Raw genomic sequence first — 16080 nt, 5'->3', positions numbered from 1 at the left:
TGACGCCCGCGGTCATGCCGCCCTCCGGCGGTTGAGTGCGAACTCGGCGATCCCCACCACCGCGGCCACCGCCAGGCCGAGCAGTGCCGCGCCGACCATCGCGGTGTAGACCTTGGCCGGGTCGGCGGTCGCCTCCCGGGAGTACTCGATGACGAGGCGGCCGATGCCGCCCCGCGTACCCGTGGAGATCTCTCCGACCACGGCCCCGACGACGGCCGCGGCCCCCGCGAGCCGCAACGCCGGGAAGAGATAGGGGGTCGACGCCGGCAGGCGGAGCTTGACCAGCGTGTGCCACCACCCGGCGGCGTAGGTCCGCATCAGCTCCTCGGCCACCCGCGGCGGCGACTGGAGGCCGCGCAGCATGCCGACCGCGACCGGGAAGAACGCCAGGTAGGCCGCGATCGTCGCGACGGACATCCAGGGCTGCCACGGGTAGGAGCCGAGCGACAGCCGGCCGCCCCACCCGGCGATGGCCGGCGCGAGGGCGATGAGCGGCACGGTCTGGGAGAGGATCACGTACGGCAGCAGGCCCCGCTCGACCACCCGGAACCGCTGCATCAGGACCGCCAGCAGCAGCCCGACGAGCGCCCCGACGCCGAAGCCGACCGCGACGCCGCGGAGCGTGAACAGGCACGCCTTCAGCACGACGAGGCCGATGGGGTCGCCGCCGGGCAGCTCCGGCTCGCCGAAGCGGCGCAGCACGTCGTACACGTGCGGCATGGCCGCGTCGTCGGCCCGGGGCAGCAGGCGCACCCCGAAGAGGCTGGTGCCGTCGTCGCCGCCGACCGCCTTGTACGCCTCCCACAGCAGCACCGCCACGAGGACCGCGCCGATCCCCGTGGCGAGCGCCCGCGCCCTTCTCATCGCGTGGCGGCGTGCTCGGCGCGCAGCGCGGGGATGATCCGCTCCCCGTACGCGGCGAGGGTGTGCTCCTTGTCGTCGTGCTGCAGGTACACCGCGAACTGGTCCACGCCCAGGTCGCGCAGCGCCCGCAGCTTGGCCAGGTGGGACTCCACCGGGCCGAGCACGCAGAACCGGTCGACGATCTCGTCCGGCACGAACGCGGTGTGCGTGTTGCCCGCCTTGCCGTGCTGCGAGTAGTCGTAGCCCCGGCGCCCCTCGATGTAGTCGGTCAGCGCCTGCGGCACCGCGCCGCTCGCGCCGTACCTGGCGACGATGTCGGCCACGTGGTTGCCGACCATGCCGCCGAACCAGCGGGTCTGCTCGCGCTGGTGGGCCAGGTCGTCGCCGACGTACGCCGGGGCGGCCACGCAAAACTTGATGGCCGCCGGGTCGCGCCCCGCCTTCTCCGCCGCCAGCCGTACGGTGCTGATCATCCAGGCGGCGATGTCCGGGTCGGCGAGCTGCAGGATGTACCCGTCGCCGACCTCACCGGTGAGCGCGAGCGCCTTCGGGCCGTACGCGGCGACCCACATGGGCAGCTCGGTGCCGGGTTCGACCCACGGCAGGCGTACCTCGTTGCCCCGGTACGCGACCGGCCGGCCGGCGACCAGCTCGCGGATCACGTGTACGCACTCGCCCAGCTCCTTGAGCGTGGTGGGCGGATAGCCGAGCGTGCGCAGCGCCGAGTCGCCGCGGCCGATGCCGCAGATGGTGCGGTCGCCGTACATCTCGTTGAGCGTGGCGAACAGCGACGCCGTCACGGTCCAGTCGCGGGTGCCCGGATTGGTCACCATCGGGCCGACGACCACCGTGGACGTACGGGCGAGGATCCGCGAGTAGATGACGAACGGCTCCTGCCACAGCAGGTGCGAGTCGAACGTCCACACGTGACTGAACCCCGCCGCCTCGGCCTCCACGGCGAGGTCGACCACAGTGGACGCGGGTGGGTCGCACTGGAACACGACGCCGATGTCCATATGTCACCGTACTTTCGGGAAGCCGAGGTCCACTTCGGACGTCGTCTCGCTCTTGATTTTCGGCGGCTCCGTGGGCCACCGGGAGGTGACCACCTTGGTACGCGTGTAGAACTGCAACCCCTCCGGGCCGTACATGTGCAGGTCGCCGAAGAGGGAGGCCTTCCAGCCGCCGAAGCTGTAGTACGCCACCGGCACCGGGATCGGCACGTTGACGCCGACCATGCCACAGACCGCGTCGTACTGGAAGCGGCGGGCCGCCCCGCCGTCGCGGGTGAAGATGGCGGTGCCGTTGCCGTACGGGTTGTCGTTGACGAGCTTGAGCGCCTCGTCGTACGTCTCCACCCGCACCACGGAGAGCACCGGACCGAAGATCTCGTCGGTGTACAGAGTGGACCCGACATCGACGTTGTCCACAAGGGACGGGCCGAGGAAGAAGCCGGGTCCGTCCGTCGCCGGGTGGTCCCTGCCGTCGACGACGAGCTCGCCCGCGGAGAGGTAGCTGGCCACCCGGTCGCGGTGCTCGCGGGTGATGAGCGGGCCCATCTCCGCGTCCGGGTCGGACGCGGGCCCGACACGGATCTTGCCGAGGCGCGAAGCGATCGCCGGGACGAGCGCGTCGCCGGCCGAGCCGACCGCGACCACGACGGAGACGGCCATGCACCGCTCCCCCGCCGAGCCGTAGCCGGCCGAGACCGCCGCGTCGGCGGCCGCGTCCACGTCCGCGTCGGGGAGCACGACCATGTGGTTCTTGGCGCCGCCGAGCGCCTGGACCCGCTTGCCGGCCCGGGTGCCCGCCTCGTAGATCGCCCGCGCCACCGGGGTCGAGCCGACGAACGAGAGCGCCCGCACGTCCGGGTCGGCGATCAGCGCGTCGACCGCGCTCTTGTCGCCCTGGACCACGTTGAACGCGCCGTCCGGCAGCCCGGCGCGGCGCAGCAGGTCGGCCAGGAGCAGGGAGACCGACGGGTCCTTTTCGCTCGGCTTGAGCACGAACGCGTTGCCGGCGACGAGCGCGTTGCAGAACATCCACATCGGCACCATCGCCGGGAAGTTGAACGGCGTGATGCCGGCGACGACGCCGAGCGGCTGCCTGATCGAGTACACGTCGACACCGGTGGCGGCCTGCTCGCTGTACCCGCCCTTGAGCAGGTGCGGCGCGCCGGCCGCGAACTCGGCGTTCTCCAGGCCGCGGGCCACCTCGCCGGCCGCGTCGGCGACGGTCTTGCCGTGCTCGGCGGAGAGCAGGGTGGCGATCTCCTTGCGGCCCGAGTCGACCAGGTCGCGGAAGCGGAACATCACCTCGGCGCGGCGGGACAGCGAGGCCGCCCGCCACTTCGGCTGGGCGTCGAGGGCGGCCTGGACCGCCGCGCGTACCTCCGCGTCGGTGGCCGCGACGACGGCGGCCTGCTGCTCGCCGGTGGCCGGGTCCCAGACCGGGAGGCGGCGCTCGCCCGCGCCCTCGACCCGGCCGCCGTTGATCCAATGTGGAACGATTCGCATGGCCATCACACCAGGTAGCTCGAGAGTCCACGGGGCAGGTACTTACCGCGCCCCTTCGCCCCGTGGTAGGCGCCCTCGCGCACGATGACCTCGCCGCGGGAGATGACGGTGTCGACCTTTCCGGCGATCTCGTAACCCTCGTACGCGGAGTGGTCCATGTTCATGTGGTGGGTCTCGACGCTGATCCGGGTGCGGCCGTTCGGGTCGTACACCACGATGTCGGCGTCCGAGCCGGGCGCGATGACGCCCTTGCGCGGGTACAGGCCGAACATCCGGGCCGGGGTCGTGGCGATCGTCTCCACCCAGCGCCGCAGTGAGAGCTTGCCGTCGACCACGCCCTGGTACAGCAGGTCGACGCGGTGCTCGACGCCGCCGATGCCGTTCGGGATCTTGGAGAAGTCGCCGATGCCCAGCTCCTTCTGGTCCTTGAAGCAGAACGGGCAGTGGTCGGTCGAGACCACGGCGAGGTCGTTGGTGCGCAGCCCCTGCCACAGGTCCTTCTGGTGCGACTCGTGCTTGCTGCGCAGCGGCGTGGAGCAGACCCACTTGGCGCCCTCGAAGCCGGGCGCGCCGAGCTGGTCCTCCAGCGTCAGGTAGAGGTACTGCGGGCAGGTCTCGGCGAAGACGTTGCGGCCGGCGTCGCGGGCGGCGGCCACCGCGGCGAGGGCGCGGCTCGCGGAGAGGTGCACGATGTACAGCGGGCAGTCCTGGGCCACCTCGGCCAGCATGATCGCCCGGTTGGTCGCCTCGGCTTCGAGGGCCTCGGGGCGGGTCAGGCCGTGGTGGATCGGGTCGGTCTCGCCGCGGGCCAGGGCCTGCTGGACGAGGACGTCGATCGCGATGCCGTTCTCCGCGTGCATCATGATGACCGCGCCGTTGTCGCGGGCCTTCTGCATCGCGCGCAGGATCTGGCCGTCGTTGGAGTAGAAGACGCCCGGGTACGCCATGAAGAGCTTGAAGCTCGTGATCCCCTCGTCGGCGACGAGCTGGTCCATGGCCTTGAGCGAGTCGTCGTCGACCCCGCCGAGGATCATGTGGAACGCGTAGTCGACGTGGCAGTTGCCGTCGGCCTTGGCGTGCCAGGCGGCGAGCCCGTCCTGCACCACCTCGCCGGTGCGCTGCACGGCGAAGTCGATGATCGTGGTGGTGCCGCCGAACGCCGCGGCCTTCGTACCCGTCTCGAACGTGTCCGACGCGAACGTGCCGCCGAACGGCAGCTCCATGTGCGTGTGCGCGTCGATGCCGCCCGGGATCACGTACTTGCCGGTGGCGTCCATGGTCTCGGTGTCGGCGGGTCCGGCGCCGGGCGTGTAGATCGCGGCGATGGTCTCACCGTCGACCAGGACGTCGGCCGGGGCCGCGCCGGTGGGGCCGATCACGGTGCCCCCGGTGATCAGCAGAGTCATGTTTTCCCCTCCGGGCTTTCGGTTATGGCTGGACCAGCGGGCCGTAGGCGTCCGGGCGGCGGTCGCGGTAGAAGGCCCACCGGTCGCGCACCTCGGCCAGCAGGGCCAGGTCGAGGTCGCGGACGATCAGCTCGGCCTGGTGCGGGTCGCCGGTCTCGCCGACGAACTTCCCCTCCGGGTCGACGAAGTACGACGTGCCGTAGAAGTCGTTCTCGCCGAGCGGCTCGACGCCCACGCGGTTGATCGCGCCGACGAAGTACTCGTTGGCGACCGCGCTGGCCGGCTGCTCCAGCTTCCACAGGTACGACGAGAGGCCGCGGTGGGTGGCGCTCGGGTTGAAGACGACGGTCGCGCCGGCGAGGCCGAGCGCCCGCCAGCCCTCCGGGAAGTGGCGGTCGTAGCAGATGTACACGCCGATCCGGCCCACGGCGGTGTCGAACGTGGGGTAGCCGAGGTTGCCGGGGCGGAAGTAGAACTTCTCCCAGAAGCCCTTGACCTGCGGGATGTGCGTCTTGCGGTACTTGCCGAGGTAGGTGCCGTCGGCGTCGACCACCGCGGCCGTGTTGTAGAGGACGCCGGGCTGCTCCTGCTCGTACATCGGCAGGACCATCACCATGCCGAGCTCGGCGGCGAGCGCCTGGAACCGCTCGGTGGTCGGCCCGGGGATCGACTCGGCGTACGAGTAGTAGGCGCTGTCCTGGACCTGGCAGAAGTACGGCCCGTAGAAGAGCTCCTGGAAGCAGGTCACCTTCGCGCCCTGGGCGGCCGCCTGGCGCGCGTACTCCTCGTGAGCCTTGATCATCGATTCTTTGTCGCCGGTCCAGGTGGTCTGGACGAGCGCCGCGCGGATGAGGTCTGCCATAGGGGGTCCCCTCTGCTCTTTACTCCGCTTGCCCTCTTCTGGTCTCCGCTTGCCCTCTTCTGGCGGTATGGCGTAGGACTTTAGTGACACAGGTGCGGGCGGACAATGGCGAGATTGTTACAGGATATTGCGTAGGAGTAACATGCTCCAGCTCATCGCCGGTGCGGTCGACGATCGCACCGCCCGCGGGGTCGCCGCGGCGGTGAGCCGTCTCGTGCACACCGGCGAGCTCCCCGCCGGCACCCGGCTGCCGACCGTGCGCTCGGTCGCGCAGGCGCTCGGGATCAGCCCGACGACGGTCAGCGAGGCGTGGCGTTCCCTGGCCAGCGCGGGGGCGATCCAGACCCGCGGGCGCTCCGGCACGTTCGTGCTCACGCCGAGCCGGCCCCGGCAGAAGATGCGCTTCTCCCGCCTCGTCGCCAACCCGTCGACGCTGCCGCACGACTTCTCCACCGGGGTACCCGACCACGACCTGCTCCCCGACCTGGCGCCGGCACTGCGGCGGATCGGCGACACCCGGCTCACCACCTCGTACCTGGAGGACCCGGTGCTGCCCCGGCTGGAGGTGGTGCTGCGCGAGCGCTGGCCGTACCCGCCGCAGCAGCTCACCGTCGTCGACGGCGCGCTGGACGCGCTCGACCGCGTGGTCGGGGCGGTGATCCGGTTCGGCGCGCGGGTGGTGGTGGAGAACCCGACCTTCCCGCCCCTGCTCGACCTGCTCGAGTCGGTCGGCGCGGTGCCGGTACCGGTCACGCTCGACGGCGCGGGCATCTCGCCGGCCGCGCTGGCGGCCGCCCTGGAGTCCGCGCCCACCGCGGTCTTCCTCCAGCCGCGCGCGCACAACCCGACCGGCGTCTCGATGACCCCGGAACGCGCCGCGGACCTCGCCGCCCTCCTCGCCGCCCATGAGTCGATCATCGTGGTCGAGGACGACCATGTGGGCGATATCGCCACAGCTCCGGCGGTTTCACTCGGCGTGCACCTGCCCGACCGGGTGCTGCACGTGCGCAGCTTCTCCAAGAGCCACGGCCCCGACCTGCGCCTGGCCGCGGTGGGCGGCCCGGCCGCGCTGGTCGCCGCGATCGCCGACCGCCGCCTGCTCGGCCCGGGGTGGTCCAGCCGCGTGCTCCAGGCGGTGCTGCTGGACCTGCTCACCGACCCCGCGACGGTTCGCGTGGTGGCCGGCGCCCGCCGCGAGTACGCCCGCCGCCGCGACCTGCTCCTGACCGCGCTCGCCGTCCACGGCGTGGAGGCGACCGCCGCGGACGGCATCAACATGTGGATCGCGGTACGCGACCAGCAGGTCGCCCTGGTCACCCTCGCCGCGCACGGGATCGGCGCGGCGCCGGGCGCGCCGTTCGAGGTACGCCCGGTCGGCGGCGACCACATCCGAGTCACGGTCGGCCTGGTCCGGGACGGCTTCGAGGACCTGGCCGCGATCCTCGCCGAGGCGGCGGGCGCGCGGCACCGGGCGAGCGGCCACCGCACCCGGCCGCTGCACCGCGCCGCCCGCTGACCTGACGACCAACCGCAGCTTCGCGCCGCGCGCATCCGCCGGCTCCCACTCCCCTTGTTCTTCCGCTCATTCGAATCCCTATGGCTCATTTTTGCGACTTGATAATTCGTGGCGAATTTCCCTTGATCGACGAAAATAGCTGGTGCTCTTGGCGGCGGCGGGAGACAATTATGGGGTGTTGGCGGATGCGTTTGCCGAGCTCAGAGGGCTTGCTGGTAAGTGTGCCGACGCTCCGACCTGGCCGCTTGACGATGACGCGCTCGTCGATTCTCTGGACGCCATCCACCAGGTTATGCAGGCCGTCACCGCCACGGAGTTGCATCTGGTCCGAGAAATCGACGGCCGCAATCTATCCGTTACGCGGCACGCGTCCGCGACCGCCGTCTGGCTTCGCGAGCACCTGCGGATCAGCATCCATTCCGCGAAACGGTTGATCGACCTGGCACAGGCCCTCGACGAGCGGCCCGCGCTCGACGCCGCCCTCGTCGGCGGCGCCGTCAACGCCGAGCAGGCCGCGGTCGTGGCCGCCGCCGTCCGAGACCTGCCCGCCGACCTCGGCCAGGAGCTGGTCGGCGAAGCCGAGACGGTGCTGATCGGGCAGGCCAGCCAGTTCGAGCCGAGCATCCTGCGTAAGGCCGGGCAGCGGATCCTCACCCACGTCGCACCCGAGGTGGCCGACGCCGCGGATGCCGCCGCCCTGCAGCGCATGGAGACGCGCGCCGCGCAGTCCCGCGCGTTCCACCTGACCCGGCAGGGTGACGGTCGGGTCCGGGTGACCGGCTGGCTCGACGAAGCCGGCGCCGCCGTAGTCGACGCCGCCCTGGATCCGTTGTGCGCACCCCGCCACGACCATGACGAACCCCGCACCCCCGCCCAACGCCGAGCCGACGCCCTGGTCGAGGTCTGCGACCTGGCCACCCACACCGAGCGACTGCCCGACAACGGCGGACAGCGGCCGCACGTCGTCGTCACCGTCCCCTACGACCTACTGCACCAACAACTCGGCATCGGGACGCTGGACACCGGCGGCCGGCTCAGCGCCGAACAGGTCCGTCGGCTCGCCTGCGACGCCCGCATCCTCCCCGCCGTCCTCGGCGGGGATGGGCAGGTCCTCGACCTGGGCCGCACCCGCCGACTCATTACCGGACCACTGCGCCGGGCCCTGGAGCTACGCGACCGCGGCTGTGCGTTTCCCGGCTGCGACCGGCCGCCGCGCTGGTGCCACGCACACCACATCCGCGCCTGGGCCGAGGGTGGGGCGACCACCCTCGACAACAGCGTCCTGCTGTGCGGACACCACCACCGCATCGTCCACCGTGGACATTGGGCCGTCCGCCTCGCCACCGACGGACGGCCCGAGTTCGTCCCGCCCACCTACGTCGACCCGCGACAACGTCCCCGCCGCAACCTCTACCACCACCGGACGTGACGAGCAGGGCGTGCGCGGCTCGCCCTTTCGCTCCCCCGCTCGACGAAGCCGGGTTGAACCGGGCCGAGGGATCGCCACGCCCGGCACGCCATCCAGCATCCGGTCTGGACCCGACCACGCTGGCCAGCGCCTGTGCCAAGTCCATGCGCAGTTCCACCACGGCGTCCTCGACCGTGTGTCGCTCACCCGACCAGTCGATGTCCGCGTCCGAAGCCGCCGCACGGCCAACTCCGTGACTGCGGCGGGATCGACCGGCTCGTCCCCCGCCACAGCGGGCAGCATCCCCCGAAAGCGCGGCCACCGATCAAGTCGAGCGGGACAACGCCAGGGTCGGACGCACGAAGGACGCCGCGGCGGCCACATGAGCAGCACCCGCTAGTCAGTGCGCTGGCCACCAACGTTCACCGGGTGACCGGCGGCCTTCGGCCGCTGGTCACCCGGGCCGGCGAAGCCGGCAAAGGTTAGTGCCACCGCACTGGCGCGCTCACCAGAGATCGTGGGCGGGCTCGGTCAGGGGGTGGGCGGGTCGAAGAGGTCGGGGTTGTCGGCGATCTTCCGCAGGTGGGCGCCCGGGTCGGCCACCAGCCTGCGGGCGTCCAGGTCGAGGATGCCGCCCACCGCGACCACGTCCGCGGCCAGCGTGCCGTCGGGCTTGCGGAGCTCCTGCCGCAGCTTGAACGTCTTGCCGCCGCCCCACTCGAATGCGCAGGACACGTCCACCTCGTCGCCGGCGCGCAGCTCGGACAGGTACCGGATCGTGGTCTCCAGGACCACCGGGCCGGAGCGGCTGGCCTGCAGCTTGGCGGGCGTGATGCCGGCGGCGCGCAGGTACTCCCAGCGGGCGTGCTCCGCGTACTGCAGGTAGACGGCCTGGTTGAGGTGGCCCTGGATGTCCAGCTCGTAGCCGCGCACCCCGACGCGGACCTGGAAGAGATCCCCCCTGCGGCCTGACACTCCCGCCCGCCGCGGCGGGCTCGTATGGCGTGGACCACGCCGGCGGGGCCGCCGCGCCGGCAGCGGCGCGGCGGCCCCGGGACGGTTCGTAGCGGGTGCGGGTGTCAGCGGCTGAGGCGCTGGTAGGCGCGGACCGACAGGGGGAAGAAGATCGCGACCAGCAGCGCCGGCCACGCGACGGCCATGAGCGTGGTGTGCTGGGCCACCCAGGAGTCGCCGCCCCAGCCGGGGTTGCCGAACAGCTCGCGGGCGGCGCCGACGGTGGCGGAGAGCGGGTTCCACTCGGCGAGCGCGCCGAGCCAGCCGGGCATCGTCTCGGGCGAGACGTACACATTGGACAGAAAGCCGAGCGGCCACACCAGCACCTGCAACGCCATCAGCGCCTCTGGGCTGCGCAGCACCAGCGCGAGCCAGATGCCGAGCCACAGCAGCGCGAACCGCAGCAGCAGCAACAGCCCGAACGCCCCCAGCGCCGCCCCGATCCCCTCGTGCCAGCGCCAGCCGACGGCGAGGCCGCAGGCGACCATGGCGGCGAGGGTGAGCAGCGAGTTGAGCATGTCGGCGGTGGCCCGCCCCACCACGACGGCCGAGCCGGCGATCGGCATCGCCCGGAAGCGGTCGGTCACGCCGCGGTCGGCGTCCGTGGTGACCGCGGTGTAGGTCGCCTCCAGCCCGAAGAGCATCGTCGTCGCGAACATCCCGGGCAGCAGGAACTCCCGGTAGTCGCCGCCGCCGGGCACCTCGATCGCGCCGCCGAAGAGGTACCCGAACATCAGCACGAGCATCACCGAGAACAGCAGCCCGAACACGATCTGCCACGGCTGGGCGGCCCAGTGCTTCAGGTCGCGCAGCGTGATCGTCCACCCATCAGCCAGTGCCCAGCGCAATCTCATCCCGCCACCTCCGTCGTACGCAGGAAGACCTCGTCGAGCGTGGGGCGGCGCAGCGCGATGTCCTCGACCGCGATGCCGCGCGCGGCGAGGATCCGCACCGCCTCGGTGAGCGCCGCGACCCGGTCGCGCACCGGCGCGGAGACGCGCCGGCTGTCCGGGTCGACCTCCGGCTCGGCGTCCGCGAGACCCTTCAGCACCGCCGCCGCACCGGCCAGGTCGGCGTCCGCGCGCACGACCACGTCGAGACGGTCACCCCCGATCCGGGATTTCAGCTCGTCCGGGGTACCGCCGGCGACGACCCGCCCGTGGTCGAGCACCGAGATCCGGCTCGCCAGCTGGTCGGCCTCGTCCAGGTACTGCGTGGTGAGCAGCACGGTCGTACCGTCGGCGACCAGCGCCCGGACCGCCGCCCACACCTCGTTGCGCCCGCGCGGGTCGAGGCCGGTGGTCGGCTCGTCGAGGAAGAGCACCGCCGGCCGCAGGATGAGGCTGGCGGCCAGGTCGAGGCGGCGGCGCATGCCACCCGAGTACCGCTTGACCGGCTTGCCCGCCGCGTCGGCGAGCCCGAAGCGTTCGAGCAGGTGGTCGGCGCGGCGGCCGGCCTCCCGCTTGCCGAGGTGGAAGAGGCGGCCGAACATCACCAGGTTGTCCCGCCCGCCGAGCACCTCGTCGACCGCCGCGTGCTGGCCGACCAGCCCGATCCGTTCCCGGACGTGGGCCGGCTGGCGCGACACGTCGTACCCGGCGACGAGAGCCCGGCCCCCGTCGGCCCGCAGCAGCGTCGCGAGAACGCGCACCGCGGTGGTCTTGCCGGCCCCGTTGGGGCCGAGCAGGCCGTGCACCGTGCCGGCCCGCACGTCGAGGTCGAAGCCGTCCAGCGCGGGCTTCTCGCCGTACCGCTTGTGCAGCCCCTCCACCTGGACCGCGAGGTCAGAAGCCATGACACCCCCATACTCTCTACGCCGTACAGAATAGGCGCTCGCGGAGTATAGCTCTACGCTGTACAGAGTGACCACCGAGTACAGCGGCGGGAGCGACCCGAAGCGGATCATGGAGCTGCTCTGGGGCGCCCCGGAGCGGACCCGCCGCGGCCCCAAGCCCCGCCTCTCCGTCGACCAGATCGTGGCGGCGGCCACCGCGCTCGCCGACGCCGAAGGGCTGGCCGCGCTCTCCATGCGCCGGGTCGCCGAGCGGCTCGGGGTGACGGCGATGTCGCTGTACACGTATGTGCCGGGCAAGGCGGAGCTGCTCGACCTCATGCTCGACCGGGCCTGCGCGGAGACCGCCAAGCCCGACGACGTACCGGGTGGCTGGCGGGCCCGGCTGGCACTGGTGGCCCGCGAGGCCTGGGCGCTCTACCTGCGCCACCCGTGGCTACTGCACGTCGCGACGAACCGCCCGGTGCTCGGCCCCAACCTCATCGCCCGGTACGACTACGAGCTGCGCGCGGTGGAGGGCACCGGCCTCACCGACATCGAGATGGACCTGGTCGTGACGATGGTCGGCGACTACGTGCACGGCGCCGTACGGGGCGCGCTGGCCGCCGCCGCGCTCCCCCGGGACACCGGCAAGAGCGACGACGAGTGGTGGGAGGAGCTCTCCCCGCTGCTGGAGCAGGTCTACGACGCCGCACGGTTTCCGCTGGCGACGCGGGTCGGCGCGGCGGCCGGCGAGGAGTACAACGCGCCGGTCGACCCGGCTCGCGCGTTCGAGTTCGGTCTGGAGCGGCTGCTGGACGGGGTGGCCGCGCTGATCGAGCGCCGCTAGCGGCCGCCGTCGTACGCCGACTGGGCCTCGCGGACGGCGGGCATCGCGTCCTCGACCAGCTCGATCAGCTCCAGGAGCTTGGCGGCGATCCGCTTGCCGACCTCGGTCAGCGAATACTCCACGCGGGGCGGGATCGTCGCCCGCACGTCGCGCCGGACCAGGCCGTCGCGCTCGAGCGCCTGGAGGGTCTGGGCAAGCATCTTCTCGCTGATCCCGTCGACCCGGCGGCGCAGCGCGTTGAACCGGTAGGTGTCCCCGGAGAGCGCGGCGAGGGCGAGGATGCCCCACTTGCCGGCGACGTTTTCCAGCACGGGGCGGGAGGTGCAGGCACGCGCGAACACGTCGGCGACGAGATCCTCCATGGCCTCCTCTTGCATGACCACCAGACTACCCGATGGTGGGGTACTCTCTCATGGTTAGTGCTCTCCGAGAGTTAGTGGAGTCTCCCCCATGACCGTTGCCGTCACCGCCGCCAGTGGCCACCTGGGCCGGCTCACCGTCCGCGCCCTGCTCGACCGGGGCGTCCCGGCCGGTGACATCGTCGCCGGCGCGCGCAGCCCGGAGAAGATCGCCGACCTGGCCGCGCTGGGCGTGCTGGTGCGCGAGGCCGACTACGACCGGCCCGAGACGCTCGCCGGGGCGTTCGCCGGGGTCGACCGGCTCCTGCTGATCTCGGGCAACGCGGTGGGCACGCGCGTCCCGGGCCACACCAACGCGGTCAACGCGGCGGTGGCGGCGGGTGTGTCCCTGATCGCGTACACGAGCGCCTCCTACGCGGACACCAGCGACCTGCCCGTCGCGCCCGAGCACAAGGCCACCGAGGAGGTCATCCTCGCCAGCGGGGTGCCGTTCACGTTCCTGCGCAACTGCTGGTACGTCGAGAACTACACCGCCAACCTCGCCGCCGCGTTGCGGCACGGCGCCATCCTGGGCGCGGCCGGCGACGGCAAGGTCTCGGCCGCGACCCGCGCCGACTTCGCCGCCGCGGCGGCCGCCGTCCTGGTCGGCGAGGGGCACGACAACAAGGTGTACGAGCTCGGCGGCGACCAGCCGTTCACCCTCACCGAGCTGGCCGCCGAGGTGTCCCGGCAGAGCGGCACCGAGGTCGTCTACCGCGACCTGTCCCAGGAGGAGTACGCGCGGGCGCTGGTCGCGGCGGGGCTGCCCGACGGGTATGCCCACGTGCTGGCCGGCTCCGACGTGTCGCTGAAGGAGGGGAAGCTGCTGGTCGAGACCGGTGACCTGAGCCGCTTGATCGGCCGCCCCACGACGCCGCTCACCGAGTCGGTGGCCGCTGCCCTGGCCCGCCTGGCGTCGTAGCCACCGTTCCCGCTGGGCCTCTTCGCCCCGTCGCCGTGGCTCGCGGCGGCGGGGTCGGCGTGCCCGGGGCGCGGTCAGAGCCACCCCCTCTCCTGAGCCCGGCGGATCGCCTCCAGCCGGTTGCGGGCGCCGGTCTTGCGGAGGATCGCGGACATCCGGTTACGGACGGTGCCGTGCGCCAGGTAGAGGCGGACGGCGATCTCCTTGGGCGGGAGGCCCTCCGCGGCGGCGCGGAGGATCTCCCGCTCGCGGGTGGTCAGCGGGTTCGGCGGCGGGTTCAGCACGGCAGCCGCGACCGCCGGGTCGATCACGCGGTTGCCCCCGGCGACCGACCGCACGATCCGCACGAACTGCGCCGGCGCCACATCCGTCCCGGCGAACCCGAGCGTGCCCGCCGCGAGCGCCCGCCGCAGCGAGTCGGCGGTCCAGCGCCCGCTCAGCGCCAGGAGGGCCACCTGCGGCAACTGCTCCCGCAGGCGCGCCAGTACGCCACGGGTGTCCGCGGCCGTCAGGTCCACGTCCACCACGACCACGTCCGGCCGCTCCCGCCCGGCGGCGGGCAGGATCTGCGTCCGCTCCCCGATCTCGGCGACCACCTCCAGGTCGTGCTCGCTCGACAGCACGGTGCGCAGGGCGCTCCGCAGCAGCCCCATCTCCTCGACGACCATGATGCGGATCACGAGGGAGTTCTCCGATCTCTGGTACCCCGTAGCGCTAATCCGGTCCTTTGTGGACCGCCGGGTAGTTCCGCGTCGCTCTATGGGTCATCGCTCGCGACCCACGCACCGCAACACCCATCCCGCGCGATCCAAGGGGCCGCGGCCCCCCATCAGGGGTGACCCGCGCGAACGCGGGCGGCCGGTTTCGCCATTCACCCGGTGGAGTGGTTGCGCCTTGCCCGGCGGCCCCGCCCACCCGCGGCGGCGCCGGTCCCGGCGGGTCCGCCACGGCGGCGGCCTTCCGCCGAGTGGTCGCTCCGGTGCGGTGGGCTCAGGACTGCGTCCGGGCCGGCGCGGTCGGCCTGGTGACTGGGGTTTCCGCAGGCGGCGGACCGGGTCCCGGGTCGGGCCGACGACGTGGCCACCCTCTCCGGCGACGCGGTGGCCGGCCTTTCTCCGGGGACGCGCACGGCCCCGTGGTCAGGCCTTTCGCCGACGCTGGCGCGACCCGAGGGCCGGATGCGCCGCCGTGGTCAGGCCTTCCCCGGGCACCCCTGCGACCCCGACGGCCGGGCACGGCGCCGTGGTCAGGCCCTCCCTGAGCGCCACCGCGACCCGGCTACCGGACACGCCGCCCTGGCCAGGCCCTTCCGCGGACGCTGCTGCGACCCGGTGACCGGGCACAGCGCCGTGGTCAGGCCTTTCCGGGGGCCACCGCGACCCGGATGGCCGGGCACGGCGCTGCGGTCAGGCCTTCCCCGGACGCCGCCGCGACCCGGTGACCGGGCACAGCGCTGCGGTCAGGCCTTCCCCGGACGCCGCCGCGACCCGATGGCCGGGCACAGCGCCGGGTCCGACGCCTGCGCGGGCGGAGATCAGCCGGGAGCGGGGGCGACCCCGGGGAGCCGGCCGGTGAAGGTCGGGTCGGTGGGCGGGGTCACGAGGCGACCGCGCACGTCCGGCCGCACGGCGAGGGCGGCGGGCAGGACGAGGGGCTGTCCGCCGGCGTTGATCGCGTCGCTGGTGTGCGCGCACCCACCCAGCGCGCATCCGGCGAACCCGGCCCCGGAGGGCGTGGGCACCGTGCCCGCGCCGGCGGCGTCCGGGGCGGCGGTGGTCTTCTCCGGCGCCGCGGTGACGCGGCCGCCGCCGATCCACGGCCCCGCGCCGGCCGTGGTCCATCGCGGCACGCCGGCCGGCTTCGGCGTGCCGGCGGCCGCCTTGCTCGGCGCGGGTGTGCCGGCACCCTGCGGCGCGGCGGCCGGAGGCTCGGCACCGGGCGCCTCCTCGGGCGGGATGCCCTGCCCATCCGGCTCCGCCGGACCGGGCTGGCCGGGCAGCAGGCCGCCCAGGATCGGCTCGATCGGCTCAAGGACGGCGGTCACGGTCACCTGGACGACCCGCAGGACCGGCTCGAGCACCCCGACGACGGCCGTCTGCAGGACGCCGGACAGGGGCCGCGTCACGGCGGCGAGGGTGCCGGTCACAAGCCCGAGCGGCCCGGCCGGCGGCGACGCCTCGGTGGCGGCGGGCCTTTCCGGGCCGGCCAGCGGTGACGTCCCGGTGGTGGCAAGCCCTCCCAGGCCGACCGGCGGCGACGCCTCGGTGGCGAACCCTCCCAGGCCGGTCGAGGGCGGCGCCTCGGTGGCGGCGGGCCCGACCGGGGCTGTCCTGCCGCCGGTGGTTTGGCGGTCTCCAGCCGCTGGGTCCGGAGCGGCGCCGCTGTCCGGAGCCGATCCGACGACCACCGTGCCGGTGCCGGCGGCCGGCTGGCTGCCGTCCGCCGGCTGTCCGGGCTTCAGGGGTGGGTGGTCCGCATCGGCTCCGCTTTCCGGCGAAGCACCGGGGCGATCGGCCGCGCCATCGCCGCCGGCACCCGACTCCGCGGACCCGC

General features: G+C 73.0%; 15 protein-coding genes. 4 read left to right on the top strand and 11 right to left on the bottom strand.

Annotated elements, in window-relative coordinates:
• Nucleotides 1-12 precede the first annotated feature (12 nt).
• Genes RB614_RS05250 through RB614_RS05230 form a run of 5 tightly spaced genes read right to left on the bottom strand, consistent with a single transcriptional unit; the run spans nt 13 to nt 5648 of the window.
• A complete protein-coding gene (locus RB614_RS05250) occupies nt 13-864 on the bottom strand; it encodes an ABC transporter permease (RefSeq protein ID WP_308711204.1) in 852 nt (283 codons plus the stop codon).
• On the bottom strand, nt 861-1880 hold the full coding sequence (locus tag RB614_RS05245) for a TIGR03842 family LLM class F420-dependent oxidoreductase (protein WP_308711203.1): 1020 nt from the start codon (nt 1878-1880) through the stop codon (nt 861-863). Before RB614_RS05245 ends, RB614_RS05250 begins: the two co-directional genes overlap by 4 nt.
• A 3-nt stretch (nt 1881-1883) precedes the next feature.
• Nucleotides 1884-3380 carry a CoA-acylating methylmalonate-semialdehyde dehydrogenase gene (locus tag RB614_RS05240; RefSeq protein ID WP_308711202.1) on the bottom strand — a complete coding sequence of 499 codons (1497 nt, stop codon included), beginning with the start codon at nt 3378-3380 and terminating at the stop codon, nt 1884-1886.
• 5 nt (nt 3381-3385) lie between these two features.
• On the bottom strand, nt 3386-4786 hold the full coding sequence (gene hydA / locus RB614_RS05235; protein WP_308711201.1) for a dihydropyrimidinase: 1401 nt from the start codon (nt 4784-4786) through the stop codon (nt 3386-3388).
• Nucleotides 4787-4808: 22 nt separating this feature from the next.
• On the bottom strand, nt 4809-5648 hold the full coding sequence (locus tag RB614_RS05230) for a nitrilase-related carbon-nitrogen hydrolase (RefSeq protein WP_308711200.1): 840 nt from the start codon (nt 5646-5648) through the stop codon (nt 4809-4811).
• 142 nt (nt 5649-5790) lie between these two features.
• Between RB614_RS05230 and RB614_RS05225 the strand changes: the two genes are divergently transcribed.
• Nucleotides 5791-7164, top strand: a complete 1374-nt coding sequence (locus tag RB614_RS05225; protein ID WP_308711199.1) for an aminotransferase class I/II-fold pyridoxal phosphate-dependent enzyme — start codon at nt 5791-5793, stop codon at nt 7162-7164.
• Between the two features lie 292 nt (nt 7165-7456).
• The gene (locus tag RB614_RS05220) at nt 7457-8593 is read left to right on the top strand and encodes an HNH endonuclease signature motif containing protein (RefSeq protein ID WP_308711198.1); all 1137 of its coding nucleotides are present in this window, start codon (nt 7457-7459) and stop codon (nt 8591-8593) included.
• A 510-nt stretch (nt 8594-9103) separates the two neighbouring features.
• Here RB614_RS05220 and RB614_RS05215 read toward each other — a convergent pair.
• From RB614_RS05215 to RB614_RS05205, 3 genes are all read right to left on the bottom strand, one after another.
• The gene (locus RB614_RS05215) at nt 9104-9547 is read right to left on the bottom strand and encodes an acyl-CoA thioesterase (protein ID WP_308711197.1); all 444 of its coding nucleotides are present in this window, start codon (nt 9545-9547) and stop codon (nt 9104-9106) included.
• A gap of 104 nt (nt 9548-9651) precedes the next feature.
• A complete protein-coding gene (locus RB614_RS05210; protein ID WP_308711196.1) occupies nt 9652-10440 on the bottom strand; it encodes an ABC transporter permease in 789 nt (262 codons plus the stop codon).
• Nucleotides 10437-11381 (bottom strand): ATP-binding cassette domain-containing protein, encoded by a 945-nt coding sequence (locus tag RB614_RS05205; protein WP_308711195.1) that lies wholly within the window; start codon nt 11379-11381, stop codon nt 10437-10439. The genes RB614_RS05210 and RB614_RS05205 overlap by 4 nt, the downstream gene beginning before the upstream one ends.
• Before the next feature lie 67 nt (nt 11382-11448).
• On the opposite strand from RB614_RS05205, the gene RB614_RS05200 reads away from it, so the two are divergent.
• Complete coding sequence (locus tag RB614_RS05200) at nt 11449-12207, top strand: TetR/AcrR family transcriptional regulator (protein ID WP_308711194.1); 759 nt, start codon at nt 11449-11451, stop codon at nt 12205-12207.
• Here the strand turns inward: RB614_RS05200 and RB614_RS05195 are convergent.
• Entirely contained in the window at nt 12204-12584 is a 381-nt protein-coding gene (locus tag RB614_RS05195) for a winged helix-turn-helix transcriptional regulator (protein WP_308711193.1), read from the bottom strand. The two genes, RB614_RS05200 and RB614_RS05195, sit on opposite strands and share 4 nt — an antisense overlap.
• A 73-nt stretch (nt 12585-12657) precedes the next feature.
• Here RB614_RS05195 and RB614_RS05190 point away from each other — a divergent pair, with 73 nt between their 5' ends.
• Entirely contained in the window at nt 12658-13527 is an 870-nt protein-coding gene (locus RB614_RS05190) for an SDR family oxidoreductase (protein WP_308711192.1), read from the top strand.
• Nucleotides 13528-13601: 74 nt separating this feature from the next.
• Here the strand turns inward: RB614_RS05190 and RB614_RS05185 are convergent, their stop codons facing one another.
• Both RB614_RS05185 and RB614_RS05180 read right to left on the bottom strand, forming a co-directional pair.
• On the bottom strand, nt 13602-14207 hold the full coding sequence (locus RB614_RS05185; protein WP_308711191.1) for a response regulator transcription factor: 606 nt from the start codon (nt 14205-14207) through the stop codon (nt 13602-13604).
• 854 nt (nt 14208-15061) lie between these two features.
• Nucleotides 15062-15652: a hypothetical protein gene (locus RB614_RS05180; RefSeq protein WP_308711190.1), complete on the bottom strand. Its 591-nt coding sequence runs from the start codon at nt 15650-15652 to the stop codon at nt 15062-15064.
• Between the last annotated feature and the right edge of the window lie 428 nt (nt 15653-16080).

Origin of the sequence: Phytohabitans maris (assembly GCF_031085175.1) — a bacterium.
GTDB lineage: Bacteria > Actinomycetota > Actinomycetes > Mycobacteriales > Micromonosporaceae > Phytohabitans > Phytohabitans maris.
This window is presented reverse-complemented; position numbering and strand designations above follow the sequence as displayed.

Bases quoted from the DNA above. Each gene is read 5' to 3' on its own strand.
- RB614_RS05250 (WP_308711204.1), bottom strand. From the start codon at position 864: ATGAGAAGGGCGCGGGCGCTCGCCACGGGGATCGGCGCGGTCCTCGTG.
- RB614_RS05245 (WP_308711203.1), bottom strand. From the start codon at position 1,880: ATGGACATCGGCGTCGTGTTCCAGTGCGACCCACCCGCGTCCACTGTG.
- RB614_RS05240 (WP_308711202.1), bottom strand. From the start codon at position 3,380: ATGCGAATCGTTCCACATTGGATCAACGGCGGCCGGGTCGAGGGCGCG.
- hydA (WP_308711201.1), bottom strand. From the start codon at position 4,786: ATGACTCTGCTGATCACCGGGGGCACCGTGATCGGCCCCACCGGCGCG.
- RB614_RS05230 (WP_308711200.1), bottom strand. From the start codon at position 5,648: ATGGCAGACCTCATCCGCGCGGCGCTCGTCCAGACCACCTGGACCGGC.
- RB614_RS05225 (WP_308711199.1), top strand. From the start codon at position 5,791: ATGCTCCAGCTCATCGCCGGTGCGGTCGACGATCGCACCGCCCGCGGG.
- RB614_RS05220 (WP_308711198.1), top strand. From the start codon at position 7,457: ATGCAGGCCGTCACCGCCACGGAGTTGCATCTGGTCCGAGAAATCGAC.
- RB614_RS05210 (WP_308711196.1), bottom strand. From the start codon at position 10,440: ATGAGATTGCGCTGGGCACTGGCTGATGGGTGGACGATCACGCTGCGC.
- RB614_RS05205 (WP_308711195.1), bottom strand. From the start codon at position 11,381: ATGGCTTCTGACCTCGCGGTCCAGGTGGAGGGGCTGCACAAGCGGTAC.
- RB614_RS05195 (WP_308711193.1), bottom strand. From the start codon at position 12,584: ATGCAAGAGGAGGCCATGGAGGATCTCGTCGCCGACGTGTTCGCGCGT.
- RB614_RS05190 (WP_308711192.1), top strand. From the start codon at position 12,658: ATGACCGTTGCCGTCACCGCCGCCAGTGGCCACCTGGGCCGGCTCACC.